This window comes from Alitiscatomonas aceti, from assembly GCF_025567195.1.
Taxonomy (GTDB): domain Bacteria; phylum Bacillota; class Clostridia; order Lachnospirales; family Lachnospiraceae; genus Alitiscatomonas; species Alitiscatomonas aceti.
Genome location: NZ_JAOQJF010000044.1, coordinates 1 through 18,243, shown reverse-complemented (window position 1 = coordinate 18,243; position 18,243 = coordinate 1). Strand labels below are relative to the sequence as shown.

Sequence of the window (18,243 nt, the reverse complement as noted above, 5' to 3'; positions counted from 1 at the left end):
CCGCCTTTCAGGCGTTGCAGGCATAGGCCCCTTATAGGGGCATAATCAAACCACCAGTTGAACTGGTGGTTCATGACTAGCGGTCTGGCGGGTCTGCACACAGCTTGTGCGGACCATAAGAACATACAGGTTACGATCCAGATAAAGAGAAAAGAGGAGAGAGCATCATGAATGGAAAAGATTTAGAGAAAGAGCTTTTATGGGAAGCCCCCCACATTGCAAAGGAGGTTCCCGCAGAGAGAGAGGAGGCTTCCGCCTTCTGTGAGGGCTATAAGGCGTTCTTAAACGCCGGAAAGACTGAAAGAGAATGCGTAAAGGCCGCAGTGGAGCTTTTAGAAAAGGCCGGCTACCGGGAATTTGATCCCAAGGCCTCCTACAAGGCTGGAGACAAGGTATACTGGAACAACCGGAAAAAAGCCCTGGCCGCAGCCACCTTTGGAACCCTGGGGATGGAGGAGGGCCTCAGAATGAACGGCGCCCACATCGATTCCCCCAGACTGGACTTAAAGCCCAATCCGCTGTTTGAGCAGGCTGATATCGCCTACTTAAAGCCTCACTACTACGGCGGGATCCGCAAATACCAGTGGGGAGCCACTCCGCTGGCTATGCACGGTGTGGTTGGAAAGAAGAACGGCGAGATGGTGGAGATCTCCATCGGTGAAAAAGAAGGAGAGCCCCAGTTCTGCATCACAGACCTTCTCCCCCACCTGGCCTCTGAGCAGAATGGAAGAAAGCTGGGCGAGGGCTTAAAGGGCGAAGAGTTAAACATCATTGTCGGCTCCATCCCGTTCATGGGCGAGGATGACGAGAAGATCAAGACTCCCGTAAAGCTTATGGCCATGAAGCTGTTAAATGAAATGTACGGGATCACAGAAAAAGACTTTACAAGAGCGGAGATCGAAATGGTACCGGCTTACAAGGCTGTGGATGTGGGCCTGGACAGGAGCCTGGTGGGCGCTTACGGACAGGATGACAGAGTCTGCGCCTATACGGCTCTGATGGCAGAAACGGAGACAAAGGCCCCGGCTCATACGACGCTGACGATCCTGGCTGACAAGGAGGAGATCGGTTCTGCCGGAAACACTGGCCTCAATTCCGATTTCGTGCTCCATATCATTGAGGATCTGTGCCAGACAGCCGGCGCAGATCTGAAAACAGTTTTAAGAGCGTCCCTGTGCCTGTCCTCCGACGTGAACGCGGCATACGATCCCACTTTTGCCTCCGTATACGAGGAGAGAAACTCCAGCGCCATCAATAAGGGCTGTGTTCTCACAAAATATACAGGAGCCAGAGGAAAATCCGGCAGCAACGACGCCAGCGCCGAGACCATGGCCAAGGTGATCCAGATCATGGATGAAAACGGCGTATACTGGCAGACCGGCGAGCTGGGAGCCGTGGACGTGGGAGGCGGCGGAACCATCGCCCAGTTTGTGGCCCATATGGATGTGGACGTGGTGGATCTGGGAGTTCCGATCCTTTCCATGCACGCTCCCTTTGAGCTGGCCTCTAAGCTGGATGTTTACAACACTTATAAAGCATTTAAGGCATTCTACAAATAAGACGGGACATATGCCCCTCCCCGAGGACGACTCTTTTCCTCTGGGGAGGGGATCTGTTTCTGAATGCGGCAGTTCAGCTGTGTATCTTAAAATTCTATGAAATCCCTTTATTTCCCTTTCTGTTTATGGTAAAATCGGCTGAACAGCCATGAAAGGAATTGAGAAAAATGATAAAAAGAAAACTTATAACAGCCGGTTTTGTGATCGCCATGGCAGCCATGGTCATGTCTGGATGCAAGAGCGGAGGTACGGATAAAGAGACAACGGCGGCAGCGGCCGGAGAGACGGCGGGAAGCCAGGAGAGCGGGACTGCCTCTGGTGAAACAAAATCGGAGGAGGAGCTGACCGATGAGGCCAGCCTGGAGCTGGGAAATTATAAGGGTCTGACCCTTACGGCCGTGAAGGCTGGAGTGACCGACGAGGACCTGGAGGCGGAGCTGGAAAACCTGAAGGGACAGTATCCGGCGGAGGTCACCGGACGTGCAGCTAAACTGGGCGATGTGGCCAATATCGACTACGTAGGGACCAAGGACGGCGAGGCCTTTTCCGGCGGGACTGCGGAGGGCTTTGACCTGGCCCTGGGAAGCGGCACCTTCATCGACGGTTTTGAGGACGGCGTTGTGGGAATGAACGTGGGAGAGGAAAAAGACCTGAACCTCACATTCCCGGAAAATTATAAGAGTGCAGATCTGGCCGGACAGGAAGTGGTATTCCATGTGACCCTGAATGCCATTAAGAACGCAGAGGAGACCGCCATTGATGATGCTCTGGCAAAAAGAGCCATGGACGACGAGAACGCTACCCTGGACCAGTTAAGGAGCCAGGTGTATGGCGGCCTCGAAAACCAGGCGGAGAGCAATTTCTTTAATGAGGCTGGAAGCGAGCTCTTAAACCAGGCCATTGAAAATTCCAAGGTCACCTGCGATCCTGACGCTGTGGACGATATGTATGACCAGCTTGTGACCACATACACTGCCTATGCAGGCCAGTATGGAATGGAGCTGGAGGAGTTCTTAAGTATGTTCCTTCAGACCGATAAGGCGGGCTTACGGGCCACTGCGGAGAACCTGGTGAAGCAGGAGATGGTGCTCAACGCCATTATTGAAGCCGAGGGGATCAAGGCTACGGATGAGGAAAAGGATAAGCTGGCCCAGATGAATTATTTTGCCGACGCCGAAGAGATGGTCTCCACCTACGGGGAGGAGTCTGCCAACCGTCTGTTCCAGATGGGAGCCGCGTATTACTATCTGATCGACAATGCCGTACAGGGAGCGCCTGCCGGGGCAGGGGAGACTGTGGAAGGCCATACAGAATCCCAGGCAGCAGAGACGACGGCTCCTTAGGAAATGGATGCGGATACCATATGAAAAGAAAAGCCTTATTTTTTGATATTGACGGAACGCTTCTGAGCGATCATAAAAAGGAACTGCCGGAAAGCGCGGCCCGGGTCATTGCCCAGGCGCGCCGGGCGGGCCATCTGGTATTTATCAATTCTGGACGGGCCCGGTGCCTGATGCAGGAGGTGGAGGCGGCTCTTCCGGTGGACGGTTACCTCTGCGGCTGCGGTACTTACCTGGAGATCCAGGGGAAAAAGGTCCTCCACCATGTGATCGGGAGAGAGCGGAGGCTGGAGCTCCAGAAGAGCATCCTGGCCCATGATCTGGATGGGATCCTGGAAGGGCCGGAGGGCTGTGCCGTACAGAGCCAGGTTTCCCGTCTGGAGGAGATGGAGCGGGTCAAGGAGCTATTTATAAAAAGTGGTGTGGTCCATCCGTGGGACTGGAAGAAGGAAGCGGCGGAGTTTGATAAATTCTGTGTTCTGGCAGATGAAAAGAGTGATGTGGACGGATTCTTAAGATCCCTGGCTCCGGATATGGCGTACATAGACCGGGGACGCGGGCTTTATGAATGTGTACCCGCAGGCTATGACAAGGCCACGGCCATGGAATTTATCCTGAAGTATTTCCGGATCCCCCGGGAGGAATCCTATGCCTTTGGAGACAGCGCCAACGATCTGGCTATGATCCAGTATGCCGGACATTCGGTGATCATGGGGCAGCATGACAGGATCCTGGAACCCTATGCATCTTTTATCACGAAAAATGTGGAAGATGATGGAATTGCATTCGCTTTCGAGAAACTTAAAATTGTCTAATTTCAATAAAAAAATATAATTTATGTCGAAAATTGCGAGCGATTTTCCTTCACTTAATGAAAGAAATGTATTAAGATAGGCTTGCGCACATGACGAATGCGAAGGGGGCCAGACGATGAGAATGGAGGAACGGCTTGCTGCCCTGGAGTATGAGAACAGAAAACTCCGGGCAGACAACGAAAAGCTTCATGCCATCCTGAAACAGATGCAGATCACGCTGAACCGGCTGATCAGCTGCTATATTGTTGAAGCCAGACGATGAATGACTGAAATGGGAAAAGGGGCGCTGACCTGTATGGCAGCAGCCCCTTTCTGGAACGGATCAGCGGATGATCCCGTTGGTATCGGTGACCCAGATCTTTCCGTTGGCGTCTTTGAAGTCTTTATGCCCCCGTCCCAGCTCCGGCTTTTCAGAGGAGGTGGAGGAAGAGGAGGCTCTCTGGATATTTCCGGTGGTATTAACAAGATAAGAGGTTCCGTTTAAGTCTGCGGGAGCATACCGCTGGTCCGCAGGCGCGTCCTGACGTTTTCCGTAGACATAGAGCACGTTGTCCTTCAGTCCGTGGTAGCCCTGGCCCTTTTTCTCACCATCCGTGTGGAAGAGCCAGCTTTCGGTCTCTCCAGTTTCTTCATTATAGATATTCTGCTTTCCTGTCTTCATGACGCCGTCGTCGCCAAAGAAGAAGTTGGCGATGGAGTCTCCTTCCAGGTTTACGACCTGGCGGCCAGTCTGCATTTCACCCAGCTCGTTGAACGCATATTTTTTTCCCTGGATCGTAAAAAGCTCGTTTCCTTTTCTGGAGGCGTGATATGGGCGGCCTTCTTTAAAATAGAAGGTAAAGGTCTCGTCTGTCTGATGGATCCCCTGGATCCCTTCCGTGATCCGCCATCCCTCGGCACGTTTTCCGTCGCCGTCCTTTCCATAATACTGATAATCCGCAATGGAGGCGGATGCAGCGTTGCTGTCTGTGGAAACCTCTGTTTTCGGCATCTTCACCCAGCCCGTCTGCATCTTCCCGTCGATGAAGGTATAATAGTCGTCGCCGATCTTTTTGTCGTACTGGTTTTCTACCATCCTTCCATCGGAATTAAAATAATGCCAGCTTTCGGAGGCTCCGGGACTGGAAGCGTTTTCCTCCAGCTTCACCCAGCCGGTCTTCATGCGTCCGTCGGTTTCACCGCCCAGGTAATAGACGGCTCCGTCGATGACGGTCTTACCAGTGGCCATGTGGCCGGATTCGTTGAAATAATACCAATTTTCATTTAATTTTATCCATTTAGAAATAACAGATTTTCCGTTTTTATCAAAATAGTACCAATATGAAGCCGGAGTTTCCGGGGAATCCATTTCGTCCTCATTCTGGAGCTCCACCCAGGTGTTTTTCACCATTTTTCCGTCTTCCCCCACGTAATAATCGTCGATCTTCTGGTTTCTGGCGATGGAGCCCTCCTCGTCCAGATAATACCAGTCGTCTCCGTTCTTTCTCCAGGAATCCGTGGTGAGATACCCGTCCTCATCGTAGTAGGCCAGCTGGCCGTTTTCCTCAGTCCAGCCATAAGAAGCGGCCAGTACCCTGCCTGTGTGGTCCAGGCCGGAAAAGGCAGGGGTCAGGGCCATAATGGCAGCGGCAGACAGAACTGCAAAATATTTTGTCTGTTTTTTCATAATCGATTCTCTCCTTTTTGTGGTCCGCACCAGAAAATGCGGGCGGTTGTTCCTTACGCGGTGATTATAACAGCGGTTTATGGGAGAAATCCAGTGAGGGTTGCTGGCAGAGCTGCCAGTCTGTGACAGATACCGGGAGCCCCTGCAATGAATGACTGGACTGGACGGGAGTGATGTGGTACAATGTCTGAAGGAAAAGAAGACATTGTACCACGGCGCATATCGGTTTCTGCGTTCGCCGCAGAAATCCGGGCGCACAGATCCCCCGGAGGGGTGCTGCATCGTGCCGATGCAGTACAATGTCTGAAGGAAAAGAAGACATTGTACCACGTGTCTGAAGGAACAGGTATATCATGTACAGGCGCAGTGCGCTGGAGAGGAGTATACGTTTTTATGAGAATGAAAGTTTCCGACTACATTGCAAGGAAGCTGGTGGATGAGGGGATTTCCGATGTATTCATGGTCACCGGAGGCGGGGCCATGCATCTGGACGACGGCCTGGGCCATGAGCCGGGCCTCCACTGCACCTTTAACCACCATGAGCAGGCGTGTGCCATTGCGGCGGAATGCTACGCCAGGATCCACAATAAGATCGCTGCGGTCTGCGTGACCACAGGACCAGGCGGGACCAACGCCATCACCGGCGTGGTGGGCGGCTGGCTGGATTCCATCCCCATGCTGATCCTGTCCGGACAGGTCCGCTACGATACCACAGCCAGGAGCACAGGCCTTGGGATCCGCGCACTGGGAGACCAGGAGTTTGAGATCACAAAGGCCATTGACTGCATGACAAAATATTGTGAAATGGTCATCGATCCCATGCGGATCCGCTTCTGCCTGGAAAAGGCCCTGTATCTGGCCCAGACCGGAAGACCCGGTCCCTGCTGGCTGGATATCCCCTTAAACGTCCAGGGAGCATATGTGGAGACAGAGGAGCTTTTAGGCTTTGATAAAAACGATTACGAGGCAGGCGGCACCGGCTGGTCCGTCCATGGCTCCGGCTGCGACGGCTGCGGTCTCTGTGCAGGAAAGCTGATCCAGGGAAAACCTGCTATGATCCCCGAGGACGAGACTGGAAAAGGTGAAAAGAGAGAGCTGCTTCCGCCGTCCGTATCCCTGGATCTGGCCAGAGAGATCGTGAAAAAGGTGAGAGAGGCCAAGCGTCCTGTGATCAATGCCGGAAACGGCATCCGTATCGGAAAGGCCTTTGACGTATTCCAGAGAGTGGTTGAAATGCTGGGGATCCCGGTGGTCACCGGCTGGAACAGCCTGGACTGCATGTACGACTCCCATCCCCTTTATGTGGGCCGGGCGGGCCATATGGGCGACCGTCCCGGAAACTTTGCCGTACAGAACTGTGATCTTCTCCTGTCCCTGGGAAGCCGTCTTTCCATCCGCCAGGTGGGCTACAATTACCCGACCTGGGCACGGGAAGCCTATGTGATCTATAATGATATCGATGCAGAGGAATTAAAGAAGCCCACAGTCCATGTGGATATGCCGGTCCATGCCGATGTAAGGGATCTCCTGGAGAAGATGGAAATGGTCCTGGAGGTAGAGGCTGTGTCCGCAGACGGAGGCCCCAAAGATAAGGAAGCTGTGGACTGGTGGATCTCCCGATGCCAGCAGTGGAAGGAGAAATATCCGGTGGTGCTTCCGAAGCACTATGAAGCCGGAGACGATAAGCCGGCCAACATCTATGCCGCCATCAAGGAGATCAGCAGAAGAGCCGAGGAGGATCAGATCACTGTGGTCGGAAACGGTTCCCCCTGCGTGGTGGGCGGTCATGCCTACGAGATGAAGAAGGGGCAGCGGTTCATCAGCAACTCTGCCATCGCTTCCATGGGCTACGACCTTCCGGCGGCCATCGGCGCCTGTCTGGCAGACCATACAAAGGATATTATCCTGGTGACCGGCGACGGCAGCATCCAGATGAACCTGCAGGAGCTGCAGACCATCATCCACAATCATCTGCCCATTAAGATCTTCCTGATCAACAACGGCGGCTATCATTCCATCCGCCAGACCCAGAAGACCCACTTCCATGAGCCGTTGGTGGGCATCGGCGTGGACAGCGGAGACTTAAGCTTCCCGTCCATGGAGAAGCTGGCCTGGGCATACGGATATCCATACGTGGCCGCCCATCACAATTCCCAGCTGGGAGAAGCCGTGGAGCAGACCCTGGCTACGGACGGTCCTGTGATCTGCGAGATCTTTGTGGATATGGAGCAGAACTTTGAACCCAAGGCGGCGGCCAAGATGCTGCCGGACGGAACCATGGTCTCCGTACCCCTGGAGGATCTGGCTCCCTTCCTTCCGGAAGAGGAACTGGCAGAAAACATGATCATTCCCATGATCAAGCCCCAGTAAAGCCCCATTAGGAGAAGTATATGAGAATCGTTATCACCGGCGCCACAAGTTTTGTTGGCGCCGCTGCCATTCAGGAACTTTTAGAAAACGGCCATGAGGTGTACGCCGTGGTCCGTCCGTCCTCCAGGAAGCTGGAGACACTGACCGGCCAGGAAGCCGGGAAAAATGCCTTAAGGGAGGGGCGTCTGCACATTGTGGAAAATGACCTTTCCGCCCCGGAGCTTCTGACAGAGAAGATCCAGGGCTCCTGCGACGCCTTCTGTCATTTTGGCTGGGGCGGATCCGGAAGCGGGGCCAGGACTGGGGAGCAGCTCCAGGAGGAAAATCTGCGGGCCTCCCTGAATACGGTCCGGGCTGCAAAGGCGCTGGGCTGCCGGCGGTTCCTGTTTTCCGGCTCCCAGGCGGAGTACGGAATGCATCAGACCAGGATGACGGAGGAAACGGAATGCGCGCCCAGATCGGCCTATGGAGAAGCCAAGCTCCGGATGCGGAGACAGGGAGAGGCGCTCTGTAAGGAACTGGGGATGCGCTATATCCACCTTAGGATCTTCAGTGCCTACGGTCCTGGCGACCATCCGTGGACGCTGGTGGAATCCTGCCTGGACGCCTTTACTGGAAATGCGGCCCTTTCTCTGGGGGCCTGCACCCAGAAATGGAATTTTATTTACATTACCGATCTGGCAAAGGCGGTGCGGGCGCTTTTGGAGACGCCGGAAGCGGCCTTTGAGGGACTCGGAAATCCGGTCTTTAACGTGGCCGGGGACGATACCAGGCCATTAAAAGAGTTCGTGGAGGAGATCCACAGGCTCTGCAAAGGAGGCGGAAACTGCCTGTACGGAGACAGGAAGGAGAACGCCGAAGGGGCCGTTAATCTGATCCCGGATATTGGAAAGATCTGCCGGATCACCGGCTGGAAACCGGAGACGGCCTTTGGAGAAGGGATAAAAAAGACCCTGGAAAGCCGATAAATATTGACAAATCCTTTTTTTTGGATACAATGATAAAAGCTAAAGGTACTAAACGGCGAAACGCCGAGTAAAAGAAAGAGACAGACACAAAATGAAAAAAATCAGCGTATTGATCCCATGCTACAACGAAGAAGAAAACGTGGGACCCATCAGCGATGCCGTCATCGACATCATTACCCGCGAACTTCCCATGTACGACTATGAGCTGGTGTTCATTGACAACGACTCCACGGACAGCACAAGACCTCTTCTGCGGGAGCTGTGCAAAAAGAACCCGAAGATCAAGGCTATTTTCAATGCCCGGAATTTCGGTCAGTTCAATTCGCCGTATTATGGGATCCTCCAGGTGACAGGCGACTGCGTGATCTCCATGGTGGCCGACTTCCAGGATCCGGTGGAGCTGATCCCCCAGTATGTCCATGAGTGGGAGAACGGCTATAAGATCGTCATCGGCATCAAGACCAGCAGCAAGGAAAATCCGTTCATGTACTGGCTCAGGAGCTGCTACTATAAGCTGATCCGCCGTCTTTCTGACGTGGAGCAGATCGAGCACTTCACCGGCTCCGGCCTTTACGACCGCCAGTTCATTGAGGTGTTAAGGAACCTGGACGACCCGACGCCGTTTTTGCGCGGCATCGTGGCGGAGCTGGGCTTTAAGCGGAAGGAGATCCCCTACGAACAGCCGAAGCGCCGGGCCGGAAAGACCCATAACAATTTTTACCGCCTGTTTGATGCGGCCATGCTGAGCTTCACTTCTTATACGAAGGCAGGGCTGCGGCTGGCGACGTTCTTTGGCGGGTTCTGTGCGGCTGCAAGCTTCGTTATCGGCATCATCTACCTGGTGATGAAGCTGTTATACTGGGATCGTTTTGCTGCCGGCATGGCGCCGCTTCTCATCGGCGTGTGCTTCCTGGGATCGGTACAGATCTTTTTCATTGGCCTTCTGGGCGAATATATCATGAGCATCAACACCCGCGTCATGCACCGTCCTCTGGTGATCGAGGAGGAGCGGATCAACTTCGGCGGCGGACAGGACGGGGAAGCAGGATCAGAGGAGTAATATGAAATATAGCGTAGACGTGGTGCGTATCCGCGAGAACGCCATCCAGCTCAACGGATGGGCCATAGGAAAAACGCCGGAATCGAAGATCACATATGAGGTAGAGGACGGGGACCACAGGCCCCTGGATTTCAAATACGTGTCCACCAGGCGGGACGACGTGAGCCAGATCTACTTTAAAAAGACCGTGGACCAGGACCTGGGCTTTGACATCCAGTTTCCCTATGAGAGAGGACGGGACTATTATCTGGTCATCAGCGGCGACGGAAGGAAGGCCCGGGTAAGGTATAACGAGGAGCTGATCGCAAAGCGCTCCAGCGTGGCCCACAAGAGACGCCAGAAGATCCTGGATCTGATGAACATGGAAACGGTCCATGTGGCCTGGGATTTCTTTAAGGAAAACGGATTAAAGGCCCTGATCGTGAAATCAAAGCATAAGCTCCAGGGGATCGACAGCGATTATGATTACAGCGAGTGGCAGGAGCTGACAAAGCCCTCAGCAGAGGAGCTGGAGGCCCAGCGGAAGGCCGTATTCCCGTATATGCCGAAGTTTTCCATTGTGATCCCCGTTTATAAGACTCCGGAAAAATATCTGAAGGAAATGCTGGACTCCATCCTGGCCCAGACCTATGGAAACTGGGAGCTCTGCATCGCCGACGGAAGTCCGGCCGGAGAGAGCGTGGAGCGGATCTTAAAGGCATATGCCAGGAAGGACTCCCGGATCCGGTATCAGGTCCTGGGAGAGAACCTGGGCATCTCCGGAAACACCAACGCGGCCCTGGAGATGGCAGAGGGAGATTACATCGTCCTGGCGGACCATGACGATATCGTAACAGAAAACGCCCTGTATGAGTGTGCGAAGGCGGTGAACGAAAATCCAGGGGCAGATGTGCTCTATTCCGACGAGGACAAGCTGGATATGGACGGCGGGGCCTTGTTCGATCCCCATTTCAAGCCGGATTTCAACCCGGACCTTTTAACCAGCGTCAACTATATCTGCCACCTGTTCTTGGCAAAGAGGGAACTGGTGGAAAAGACCGGGGGCTTCCGCCAGGAGTTTGACGGGGCCCAGGATTATGATTTCATTTTCCGCTGTACGGAGCAGGCAGAGCGGATCGTCCACATCCCCATGGTCTTATACCACTGGCGCTGTCACCAGGATTCCACAGCCAGCAACCCGGAGAGCAAGCTCTATGCCTTTGAGGCCGGAGCCCGCGCCATCATGGCCCATTATGAGCGGATGGGGATAAAAGCGGAAAAGGTAGAAAAGGGTGTGGATTACGGGATCTATCACACCACGTTCCAGCTGGACGGAGAGCCCCTGGTATCGGTGATCATCCCCAATAAGGATCACCGGGCAGACCTGGACGCCTGTATCCGTCCCATGCTCCAGAAGGGGACGTATAAGAACCTGGAGTTTATCGTGGTGGAAAATAACAGCACAGAGCCGGAGACCTTCCAGTATTATGAGGAGATCCAGAAGGAGTTTTCCAATGTCCATGTGGTGCGCTGGGAGCGGGAGTTCAACTATTCCGCCATCAACAATTTCGGCGTGGCCTTTGCAAAGGGAGAATACCTCCTGTTCATGAACAACGACATCGGGATGATCGCAGAGAACTTTGTGGAGGAGATGCTGGGCTTCTGCCAGCGGGATGACGTGGGGATCGTGGGAGCCAGACTCCTTTATGAGGACGACACGATCCAGCACGCCGGCGTGGTCATCGGCTTCGGCGGCATCGCCGGCCATACCTTCATCGGCCTCCACAAGGCAGAGAACAGCTATTTCCACCGGGCCATGTGCGCCCAGGATTACAGCGCCGTCACCGCGGCCTGTATGATGAGTAAAAAATCAGTGTTTGAGGCGGTGGGAGGCTTTACCGAGGAGCTGGCTGTGGCCTTCAATGATATCGATTACTGCATGAAGGTGCGGGAACAGGGAAAGCTGGTGGTATACGCTCCCTACGCGGTGCTGCACCATTACGAGTCCAAGTCCCGGGGCCTGGAGGATACGCCGGAGAAGGTGGCCAGATTCAACCGGGAGGTGGCCGTCTTTGCCAGGAGATGGCCGGAGATCCTGAAAAACGGGGATCCGTACTATAATCCCAATCTGACCCTGCGGAAATCTGATTTTTCCCTGCGGGATCTGAAAAAGGAGAAGATCGGAGAGCCGTATAAGCTGGAGCTGCCGGAATCCGCAGAGTAGCGGGAATTTTTGGAGACCAGCGGACAGAAAGGACAATATGGAGATAAAGACAACCATCATCATTCCCAATTACAACGGGCTTTCCTTCATGGAACCGTGCTTTGAGTCCTTAAAGGAGCAGATCGTCAGGGACTTCAAGGTCCTGGTGGTGGACAACGGTTCCACAGACGGCAGTGTGGAGTGGCTTAAGGAGCACCGGGTCCCGTCGATTTTCCTTAAGGAAAATACAGGGTTTTCCGGCGCAGTCAATACGGGGATCCGGGCGGCGGACACGCCCTATGTGCTTCTTTTGAACAACGATACCCGGGTGGAGCCGGGATTTGTGGCGGCCATGGAGCGGGCCATGGACCAGTCGCCGAAGATCTTTTCCGTTAGCAGCCGGATGATCCAGATGTATCATCCGGAGCTTCTGGACGATGCCGGAGACATGTACAGTATCCTGGGCTGGGCGTATCAGAGAGGTGTGGGCCGTTCTGTAAACCTTTACCAGAAGTCCTGCCGGGTCTTCAGCGCCTGTGCCGGAGCGGCCATTTACCGCCGTGCTGTGTTTGATGAGATCGGCCTCTTTGACGAGCTGCATTTTGCCTACCTGGAAGATATCGACGTGGGCTGGAGGGCAAAGCTCTACGGCTATGACAACGTTTACTGTCCGGATGCAGCAGTATATCATGTGGGCAGCGGTACCAGCGGCTCCAGATATAATTCCTTTAAGGTCCGCCTGGCGGCCAGAAACTGCATCTATTTAAATTATAAAAATATGCCGGGCTGGCAGATCCTCTTAAATGCGCCGTTCCTGCTGGCTGGAATTTTCGTGAAATATCTGTTTTTTGTGAAAAACGGATTTGGCGGGGATTATGTTTCCGGTCTGAAGGAAGGGATCCGTACCAGAAAACAATGCTGCCGGGTGCCGGGGCTTTTGAAGCGTTTTGGTGCGGAGCTTAAGGTCCAGTTTGAGATGATCTGCGGCACCGGGCTTTACGTTTACGAGTTCCTCAGACGTCAGGCAGCCAAAAGAAAATGACGTTTTTCCAAAAATCTTAGACATTCTTAAGAAATCGTTTATAGGAAATGGCTCCCCGTTCATGCTATACTGTTGATAATTGCGGGGCAGTCATGTGATTACAGGGATCGGTGAACAATATGATCAAGGATAATCAGTCGGGCCTGAACCGGCTGCATGTGGTCCTGGACGCACTGGTGACGGTGGTTTCCTACCTTCTGGCATGGTACATCGTCATCGGAAGCGGATGGGCAAGGCAGCTGGGAAAGAAGACCCTGGAGATGGAATTTTACCTGGGCGCGCTCATTGTGATCGTCCCAGGTTATCTGCTTTTATATTCATTCTTTAATCTTTACGCCCCCAAACGGGTCCTGGGACGGAGAAATGAATTCGGAAAGATCTTAAAGGCCAACACCATTGGTCTTCTGATCTTTGGACTGGTGCTGTATTTTGGAAGAAAAGAGCCGCATCTGTTCAACTTTTCCCAGCGTCTGGTCGTCTATTTTTATGGGATCAATGTTCTGCTGATCACTGCGGAGCGCAATGCGATCCGTATGGTGCTCCGGTCCATGCGGACCAGGGGCTATAACCAGAAGCACATCCTTCTGGTGGGATATTCCGGTGCGGCCGAGGGCTTTGTGGACCGGGTAAAGTCCAATCCCCAGTGGGGCTACAACATCCGCGGGATCCTGGATGACAACCGGGAACGGGGCAGCCAGTACGACGGCGTGAAGATCATAGGTACCATCGACGATCTGGAGTATATCCTGGAGCAGAACTCCCTGGATGAGATCGCCATTACCCTGAGCCTGGGAGAATACGAAAAGCTCAGACGGATCGTGGCCCTATGTGAAAAGGCCGGGGTCCACACGAAATTTATCCCGGATTACGGGAATATCATTCCCACGATCCCCTATATGGAAGACCTCCAGGGTCTTCCGATCATCCACATCCGCCATGTGCCCTTAAACAGCCTTCCCAACGCCATGGTGAAGCGGGCGGTGGATATTTTCGGCTCCCTGGTGGGGATCATCCTGTTTTCCCCCATCATGCTGGTGACAGCCATTGCCATCAAGCTCACGTCGCCGGGGCCCATTATTTTCTGTCAGGAACGGGTGGGGCTCCATAACCGGCCCTTTAAGATGTACAAGTTCCGTTCCATGACCGTCCAGGATCCAGGCAAGGAAAAAAGCCGCTGGACAACTCCGGGGGATTCCCGGGTAACCACAGTCGGAAAGATCATCCGGAGGACAAGCATCGATGAGACTCCCCAGTTTTTTAATATCCTTATGGGAGATATGAGTCTTGTGGGCCCCAGACCGGAACGGCCGTTTTTTGTTGAGAAATTTAAGGAGGAAATCCCCAGATACATGATCAAGCACCAGGTACGTCCCGGTCTTACGGGCTGGGCCCAGGTCAACGGATACCGGGGGGATACGTCGATCATCAAAAGGATCGAGCACGATCTCTACTATATCGAAAACTGGACCCTGGGTTTTGATTTCAAGATCATGTTTTTAACGGTATTTAAGGGATTTATCAATAAAAACGCATATTAAACGAGGACAGAAAAATGAATTATGAAGACGAATTAGAGCGCTCCCGGGCAAGAAAGAGCCGGAGGCGTGAAAGCACGGTACACGAAAGGGAGTCCAGAGGAAGCTCTGCGGATCTCTGGAGCGCCACTGCGGAGCCGGGAAGCCGGGCCAGCAGGAGCCGGGCGGCCTCCGCAGGACCGGGCCACAGCCACAGCAGCCACGGCCATAACAGCCACAGACGGCGGAAAAATTCCCAGAAGAAAAAGATCATCATCGGGGTCCTTGTGGGGATCCTGGCGCTGGTCGCCGTGATCCTGGGCGCGGCCTACGCCTATCTGGACCACCATATGGACATCGCCAACAAGAGCGACTTCGATAAGTCGGATGTGACAAACCTGGAGCTTTCCCAGGAGACCAGGGACAAGATGGAGGAGGGCTTCTGGACCATCGCCATCTTCGGCGTGGACTCCAGGGACAATTCCACCGGCAAGGGAAACCAGTCGGATGTGATCATGATCGCCAACATTGACCGGAAGACCGGAGAGATCAAGCTGGTGTCCGTATACAGGGATACGTATCTGAACATCAACGACAGGAACGTATATAATAAGATCAACGCGGCCTACGCCGAGGGCGGCCCCCAGCAGGCCATCAAGGCCATCAATAAAAACCTGGATCTGAATATCACTCAGTATGTGACCTTTAACTGGAAGGCCGTGGCCACAGGGATCAATATCCTGGGCGGCGTGGACATTGAGATCAGCAAGGCTGAGCACTACTATATCAACGCCTTCATTACAGAGACTGTAAAGGGTACCGGCATCGGTTCCGTACAGATCAAGAAGCCGGGTATGCACCATATGGACGGCGTCCAGGCCGTGGCTTACGGCCGTCTCCGTCTCATGGACAGCGACTACGCCCGTACAGAGCGTCAGCGCCTGGTGATCCAGAAGGCCTTTGAGAAGGCTGTAAAGTCAGATCTGGCTACCTTAAACAGCCTTGTGGGCAACATGGCGGCCATGTGCGAGACGAATATTGAGACCAATGACGTTCTCGCTATGGTGAAGAATGTGACCAAATACCACCTGGGCGAGACCATGGGCTTCCCGGCGGCCAGGGGAGAGGAGCGGGTGAAGATCGGAAAGAACCGTCTGGCCTGCGTGATCCCCCAGACTCTGGTGAGCAATGTGACCAGCCTCCACAGCTTCTTATTCGGCGAGGAGGACTATACGCCCTCCAGTACGGTCCAGACCATCAGCAAGAAGATCTCCGATGTCAGCGGCCTTCATAAAGCAGGCGAGGAGATCGGCCACGTGGCCACAGATAAGGGATACGTTCCCAAGCCCACCACCACGGCGGCTCCCGAGACGGAAAGCGCAGAGAGCAGCACCGCAGATGAGAGCGCAGAAAGCAGCTCAGGCTCAGAGGGAGAGACCTCTGAAGGAGAGACGCTGGAGTCCTCTGAGGGTGAATCCGGCTCCTCCGGTGAGTCTGGTATGCACGCCGGAGGCTGGGAGAGCCAGGCCACGGACAGTGAAGGAAACCCGGTGCGTCCGTCGGGTCCGGCCCATGAATCCACCGGCAGCCTTCCGGAAGAGCCCAGCCGTCCCCAGAGTCCTCTGGACGTCACAAGGCCCAGTGAAAATTATGGTCCGGGCTTTGAAAGTGAGTCTGTGACCGAGGCTACCACGGCAGGCCGCGAGCCTTCACAGCCCTCTTCCCCGGCGGGAGGAGGACCGGCTGGCGAGGCCACGGTCCAGAGCACGGAAAACAACACGTCGGTGATCATCGTATCGCCCACCAGGGGGAACGAGCCTTCCCAGGCCGCCCCGTCGTCTCCGGCGGACATGACCCTGCCCCAGGGAAACACGGGCGGGCCGTCCGGACAGTAAGATAAATATGGAAAAAGCGCTTCCCGGAGGGATCCGGGGGCGCTTTTTTTGTGTGCGCCTTGCGGCGCACGTCGCTAATGGGTGAAAGTCCCTAATCTGCCCTAGTAGTGGGAAGGATACAGCCAAGACCAAGGGTGTCGTGGGTGACTGCGAATCTGAAGGAAGGTGGAGGCAAATCTCTGGTCTGACGAACAGAAATCACATGAGGCTATAGTTAAGGATAAGGTTGCACAACAAACTAAAGTCCAATAACTACTCGGAATTAACTATAGTATATGTGGCAGATATATGGAGAGAAAGTGACGTGTGGTACCAAGGGAGGTCTCGTCAGCGGATGGAAACAGAGTATGAAATCCGTCAGTAACAACGAATGGCGAGAAGTCAGCAGAAGCCATAGTAAACCGATGGTTGCAAACATCGGCGAAGGGCTGAACTTTAGGAGGCACAAGCAATGAATGTAACTGAAAGTAGATTTAAGAACAGACAACTTCATATAGAGGACTATCTGCAAATGGTACCTGCGGAACAGAGAGAGTATGCAGAAGTGTTCGACTACTCTAAGATTACTGAAAAGAGCGGTGTCATCACAGACTATTGGACGAACAATCTTTTGGAATTGATTTTGCGGAAAGATAATCTTAACAATGCCTATAAGCAAGTCAAAAGAAACAGAGGCAAAGGCGGAATCGATGGTATGCAGGTGGATGAACTTCTGCCCTTCCTTAGAGAAAACCAAGAAACCTTAATCCAAGAGATAAGGGGAGGGAAATATAAACCCAACCCAGTTCGAAGGGTAGAAATACCCAAAGAGACAAAAGGCGAGTACAGAAAGCTGGGAGTACCTACGGTTGTCGATAGAGTGATTCAACAGGCAATCGCACAGGAACTCTCGCCAATCTTTGAGGAGCAGTTCTCAGAGAACAGTTTTGGTTTCAGACCGAAAAGAGGGGCACACGATGCCCTAAGACAATGCCAAAAGAACGTAAATGACGGCTATGTATATGTAGTGGATATGGACTTAGAAAAGTTCTTTGATACCGTATGTCAGAGTAAGTTAATCGAGGTGTTGTCACGAACCATCAAAGACGGCAGAGTGATTTCATTGATACACAAATACCTGAATGCGGGAGTTATAGCAAACGGGAAGTTTGAGCGTACAGAAATCGGAATGCCCCAAGGTGGACCATTGAGTCCGTTGCTTAGTAACATAATGCTAAATGAGTTGGACAAGGAACTTGAGCGTAGAGGACATAGATTTGTCCGTTATGCAGATGATTGTATGATTTTCTGTAAGAGCAGAAAGAGTGCAGAAAGAACCTTGAAAAATATCATACCGTTTATTGAAGGAAAACTTTTCCTAAAGGTAAATAGGAAGAAAACAGAGGTGGCTCATATCAGTAAAGTCAAGTATCTCGGTTATACCTTTTATAGATACAAAGGCAAATGCAGATTCAGAGTACATCAAAAATCGGTAATCAAGATGAGAAATAAAATCAGAGAGCTTACTGATAGAAATAAAGGCATTAGTAATGCAGAACGAGAAAGGAAATACCAGGAGTATGTGCGAGGATGGGTGGAATACTTTAGACTTGCAGATATGAAAGAACTTCTCAGAACAACGGACGAATGGGCAAGGCGTAGGATTCGAGCAGTCTATTGGAAACAATGGAAGAAAATTAAAACAAAGTATCGAATGCTGAAAGCATTGGGAATGGAACATTGGAAAGCAAAGGAACTTGCCTTGTTGTGGTCAAGCATTTTTGTAACACTTGTGGCTAAAAAATATCATGAATCAGTTACGCTGCCATCCGGGCTTCGTATGGTGTACGATA

The 18,243-nt window shown here is 53.1% G+C and carries 13 protein-coding genes; 12 read left to right on the top strand and 1 reads right to left on the bottom strand.

Translation table 11 applies throughout. The features are described 5' to 3' along the window. The first annotated feature begins 167 nt into the window (after positions 1-167). From OCV69_RS15040 to OCV69_RS15025, 4 genes are all read left to right on the top strand, one after another. Positions 168-1,559 carry an aminopeptidase gene (locus OCV69_RS15040; protein WP_158360147.1) on the top strand — a complete coding sequence of 464 codons (1,392 nt, stop codon included), beginning with the start codon at positions 168-170 and terminating at the stop codon, positions 1,557-1,559. Positions 1,560-1,726: 167 nt separating this feature from the next. After that, positions 1,727-2,902 carry a trigger factor gene (tig, locus tag OCV69_RS15035; protein ID WP_022273902.1) on the top strand — a complete coding sequence of 392 codons (1,176 nt, stop codon included), beginning with the start codon at positions 1,727-1,729 and terminating at the stop codon, positions 2,900-2,902. 20 nt (positions 2,903-2,922) lie between these two features. Next, positions 2,923-3,714, top strand: a complete 792-nt coding sequence (locus OCV69_RS15030) for an HAD-IIB family hydrolase (RefSeq protein ID WP_158360148.1) — start codon at positions 2,923-2,925, stop codon at positions 3,712-3,714. Between the two features lie 115 nt (positions 3,715-3,829). Further along, positions 3,830-3,976, top strand: coding sequence for a hypothetical protein (locus OCV69_RS15025; RefSeq protein ID WP_022273904.1), 147 nt, complete (start codon positions 3,830-3,832; stop codon positions 3,974-3,976). A 60-nt stretch (positions 3,977-4,036) separates the two neighbouring features. Here the strand turns inward: OCV69_RS15025 and OCV69_RS15020 are convergent, their stop codons facing one another. Then, positions 4,037-5,380, bottom strand: coding sequence for a PspC-like choline-binding domain-containing protein (locus OCV69_RS15020; protein ID WP_158360149.1), 1,344 nt, complete (start codon positions 5,378-5,380; stop codon positions 4,037-4,039). 393 nt (positions 5,381-5,773) lie between these two features. On the opposite strand from OCV69_RS15020, the gene OCV69_RS15015 reads away from it, so the two are divergent. The 8 genes from OCV69_RS15015 to ltrA form a co-directional block, all read left to right on the top strand. Beyond that, positions 5,774-7,750, top strand: coding sequence for a thiamine pyrophosphate-binding protein (locus OCV69_RS15015; RefSeq protein ID WP_158360150.1), 1,977 nt, complete (start codon positions 5,774-5,776; stop codon positions 7,748-7,750). A gap of 20 nt (positions 7,751-7,770) precedes the next feature. After that, positions 7,771-8,718 carry an NAD-dependent epimerase/dehydratase family protein gene (locus OCV69_RS15010; RefSeq protein WP_158360151.1) on the top strand — a complete coding sequence of 316 codons (948 nt, stop codon included), beginning with the start codon at positions 7,771-7,773 and terminating at the stop codon, positions 8,716-8,718. A gap of 91 nt (positions 8,719-8,809) precedes the next feature. After that, on the top strand, positions 8,810-9,778 hold the full coding sequence (locus OCV69_RS15005; RefSeq protein WP_022273908.1) for a glycosyltransferase family 2 protein: 969 nt from the start codon (positions 8,810-8,812) through the stop codon (positions 9,776-9,778). 1 nt (position 9,779) lies between these two features. Continuing rightward, positions 9,780-11,981, top strand: coding sequence for a glycosyltransferase family 2 protein (locus tag OCV69_RS15000; protein WP_158360152.1), 2,202 nt, complete (start codon positions 9,780-9,782; stop codon positions 11,979-11,981). A gap of 37 nt (positions 11,982-12,018) precedes the next feature. Then, positions 12,019-13,002, top strand: coding sequence for a glycosyltransferase family 2 protein (locus OCV69_RS14995; protein ID WP_158360153.1), 984 nt, complete (start codon positions 12,019-12,021; stop codon positions 13,000-13,002). 119 nt (positions 13,003-13,121) lie between these two features. Beyond that, positions 13,122-14,540 (top strand): undecaprenyl-phosphate glucose phosphotransferase, encoded by a 1,419-nt coding sequence (locus OCV69_RS14990; RefSeq protein ID WP_158360154.1) that lies wholly within the window; start codon positions 13,122-13,124, stop codon positions 14,538-14,540. A gap of 14 nt (positions 14,541-14,554) precedes the next feature. Next, entirely contained in the window at positions 14,555-16,411 is a 1,857-nt protein-coding gene (locus OCV69_RS14985; RefSeq protein ID WP_158360155.1) for an LCP family protein, read from the top strand. Between the two features lie 451 nt (positions 16,412-16,862). Beyond that, positions 16,863-18,243 (top strand): group II intron reverse transcriptase/maturase (gene ltrA / locus OCV69_RS14980; protein WP_262563206.1); only part of this gene is annotated, 1,381 nt, incomplete at its 3' end.

Bases quoted from the DNA above. Each gene is read 5' to 3' on its own strand.
- OCV69_RS15040 (WP_158360147.1), top strand. From the start codon at position 168: ATGAATGGAAAAGATTTAGAGAAAGAGCTTTTATGGGAAGCCCCCCAC.
- OCV69_RS14995 (WP_158360153.1), top strand. From the start codon at position 12,019: ATGGAGATAAAGACAACCATCATCATTCCCAATTACAACGGGCTTTCC.
- OCV69_RS14990 (WP_158360154.1), top strand. From the start codon at position 13,122: ATGATCAAGGATAATCAGTCGGGCCTGAACCGGCTGCATGTGGTCCTG.
- OCV69_RS15000 (WP_158360152.1), top strand. From the start codon at position 9,780: ATGAAATATAGCGTAGACGTGGTGCGTATCCGCGAGAACGCCATCCAG.
- tig (WP_022273902.1), top strand. From the start codon at position 1,727: ATGATAAAAAGAAAACTTATAACAGCCGGTTTTGTGATCGCCATGGCA.
- OCV69_RS15015 (WP_158360150.1), top strand. From the start codon at position 5,774: ATGAGAATGAAAGTTTCCGACTACATTGCAAGGAAGCTGGTGGATGAG.
- OCV69_RS14985 (WP_158360155.1), top strand. From the start codon at position 14,555: ATGAATTATGAAGACGAATTAGAGCGCTCCCGGGCAAGAAAGAGCCGG.
- OCV69_RS15010 (WP_158360151.1), top strand. From the start codon at position 7,771: ATGAGAATCGTTATCACCGGCGCCACAAGTTTTGTTGGCGCCGCTGCC.
- OCV69_RS15025 (WP_022273904.1), top strand. From the start codon at position 3,830: ATGAGAATGGAGGAACGGCTTGCTGCCCTGGAGTATGAGAACAGAAAA.
- OCV69_RS15030 (WP_158360148.1), top strand. From the start codon at position 2,923: ATGAAAAGAAAAGCCTTATTTTTTGATATTGACGGAACGCTTCTGAGC.
- OCV69_RS15005 (WP_022273908.1), top strand. From the start codon at position 8,810: ATGAAAAAAATCAGCGTATTGATCCCATGCTACAACGAAGAAGAAAAC.
- OCV69_RS15020 (WP_158360149.1), bottom strand. From the start codon at position 5,380: ATGAAAAAACAGACAAAATATTTTGCAGTTCTGTCTGCCGCTGCCATT.